Source organism: Streptomyces sp. NPDC005899, assembly GCF_040629645.1.
Classification (GTDB): Bacteria; Actinomycetota; Actinomycetes; order Streptomycetales; family Streptomycetaceae; genus Streptomyces.
Genome location: NZ_JBEXWB010000559.1, coordinates 1 through 2749 on the forward strand (window position 1 = coordinate 1; position 2749 = coordinate 2749).

Below are 2749 nucleotides of genomic sequence, written 5' to 3' on the forward strand. Positions count from 1 at the left end.
GGCTGCTGGCGGCCGTCCTGCTCATCGGCGAGGCCCGGTGGTGGCCCGCCGCGGTGGGCGCCGCCTCGGTCGCCGTACCGGTCTGCGTGGCGCTTCCGCTCCTCACGACGCTGGAGCACCGCAGACCGCTGCTGCACGGGGCCCGCGAGGACGTGGTGGCGGCCAGGCCGTCCCGCCGGCGTTCGGTCGCCGAACTGACCCTGCTCGTCCTGGCGGTCGGCGCCGTGGCCGCCCTGCGCCGCCGCGGCACGACGGCGGGCTCCGATCTCCTGGTCAGCTCCGCCCCCGTCCTGGTCGGGCTGATCGCCGCACTCGTCCTCCTCCGGATCTACCCGCTGCCCCTGCGGCTGGCGTCCCGCCCGGCCGCCAGGCTGCGGGGTGCGGTCGGATTCCTGTCGTTGGCCCGGGCCGGCCGGTCCTCGGCGGGCGGCACACTGCCGCTGCTCGCCCTGCTGATCGCCCTGACCACGGCGGCGTTCGGGGGTTCCGTACTCGCCGGCGTCGCCGGGGCCCGGGACGAGGCGGCGCTCCGCGCGGTCGGCGCGGACGCCCGGATCAGCGTGGAGGGCGGCCCGGCCCCCTTCTCCGGCGACGACGTCCGAAGGACCCGGGCGGTGTCCGGGGTCGAGGACGTGGCGCCGGTCCACATCGAGTACGGGACGCCACTGGCGGCGTCCGGAGACGTGACGTCCGCCACGAAGCGGGCGACCCTGCTGGGGGTCGAACCGGAGTCCTACGCACGGCTGGCCCGGGCCGGCGGTCTCCCGCCCTTCCCCGCCGCCCGGATCGCGAAGGGCACGGGCGGGAAGGGGGTGCTGCCCGCGGTGGTCTCGCCGGCACTCGCCGAGCGGCTCGGCGAGGAGCCCCGCACCCTGCGGTCGCAGGCCGGGGACATCCGGGTGCGGGTCGCCGCCGTCCTGGCCCGCACCTCCGCGGTGAGCGACGCCGAGTTCCTGATCGTCGATGCCGCCGCACTCACGCGACAAGAGCCCACCACGCTGCTGGTGACGGGGACGTCGCTCGCCGGTGGGGAGTTGCGGGCCGTCGCCGAGTCGGTCGGCCCGCGGACCGCCGTGCGGCTGCGGTCGGCCGAGCGCGAGTCGTTTGCCGGCACCCCCCTCCAGTCGGGCGCGGAGAAGATCTACGGCGCCGCCGTCGCGGCGGGTGCGGGGTACGCCTTCCTCGCCGTGCTCCTCTCCCTGCTGCGGACGGCGCCGGAACGCACGGTCCTGCTGGCCCGGCTGCGCACCATGGGCCTCACCACCCGGCAGGGCGGGCGGCTGCTCGTCTCCGAGGCCCTGCCGCAGGCGCTGCTGGCCGCGCTCGGCGGGCTGCTCGTCGGCCGGGCGGCCATCGCCCTCCTCGCCCCCGGCATCGACCTCGGGGCGCTGGCGCTCGGCGGTGCGGACGCAGGGACGCCCGTGGGCGCGTCCCTGCGGGCCGATACCGTGTCGCTGGTCCTTCCCGCGCTCGGCGTGGTGCTCCTCACCGGCGCCGTCGCCGGTGTCCAGGCGTGGTGGGCGGGCCGCCGCGGATCGATCAGGGAACTCAGAGCAGGAGACAGCCGATGACACCGTCCGCGGAGACCACACTTGCGGAGCTCGAACAGCGGGCCGCCGCCCGCCGGGACCGGCCCTCGTACGGGCACGACGCGCTCATCACCTGCGACCGGCTGGTCCGCGTCTTCTCCGTGGACGGGGTGGAGGTGCAGGCCTTGCAGGGCCTGGACCTGCTCGTCACGGAGGGCGAGCTGATGGCGCTGGTCGGCGCCTCCGGCAGCGGCAAGTCCACCCTGATGAACATCCTGGCCGGACTCGACGTGCCCACGGCGGGGTCGGCGAGGGTGGCGGGCGGTGACCTGCTGGCGATGGGCCCCAAGGAGCGGCTGCGCTACCGCCGCGACGTGGTCGGTTTCGTCTGGCAGCAGACCGCCCGCAACCTGCTCCCGTACCTGACCGCCGTCCAGAACGTCACGCTGCCGATGCAGCTGCGCGGCGGCGGGCGTTCCCGCGAACGAGCGGCGCGGGCCGACTCGTTGCTGCGGATGCTGGAGATCGCGGACTGCCGGGACCGCCGCCCCGCACAGATGTCGGGCGGTCAGCAGCAGCGGGTGGCGATCGCGGTGGCGCTGGCCAACAACCCGGCGGTGCTGCTCGCCGACGAACCGACCGGCGAACTCGACTCGGCCACCGGCGAGCAGGTGTTCGCCGCCTTCCGCCGGGCCAACGAGGAGCTCGGGACGACGGTCGTCATCGTCACCCACGACCAGGCGGTGGCGAGCGAGGTGCGCCGCACGGTCGCCATCCGCGACGGCCGGACCTCCTCCGAGGTCCTGCGCCGCACCGAGGTGGACGCGGCCACGGGGCAGGAGTCCCAGGTGGCGCGGGAGTACGCGATGCTCGACCGGGCGGGGCGGCTCCAGCTGCCCGCCGACTACACCGAGGCCCTGGGGATGGAGCACCGGGTCATGCTGGAGCTGGAACAGGACCACATAGGGGTCTGGCCGGACAGACCGCGGAGTGACGTGCCCGAACCCCGGCCGGAGTGACGCGCCCGACCCCCGGTGGGAGTGACGCGCCCGAGCCCCGCGGTACGGCGCTCAGGCCGTCCCGACCGACACGGCCAGGGTGCCGAGCCCGCCGCCGGCGCCCCGCAGGGCGATCGACCCGTAGGGCGTGCGCAGCCGCAGCCAGGCGCCCGCAGTGAGCAGGGCCACGGGGAAGTCGGGCGCCTGCCGCAGGAAGCCGAG

Annotated in this window: 1 protein-coding gene and 1 pseudogene; both read left to right on the forward strand. The window is 76.0% G+C overall.

The annotated features are described in order from the left end of the window. Positions 1-1571 (forward strand): annotated as a pseudogene (locus ABZ371_RS31370) (ABC transporter permease); the annotation flags it as partial. Beyond that, positions 1568-2548, forward strand: a complete 981-nt coding sequence (locus ABZ371_RS31375) for an ABC transporter ATP-binding protein (protein ID WP_358686066.1) — start codon at positions 1568-1570, stop codon at positions 2546-2548. The pseudogene ABZ371_RS31370 and the gene ABZ371_RS31375, both read left to right, overlap by 4 nt. Positions 2549-2749 lie beyond the last annotated feature (201 nt).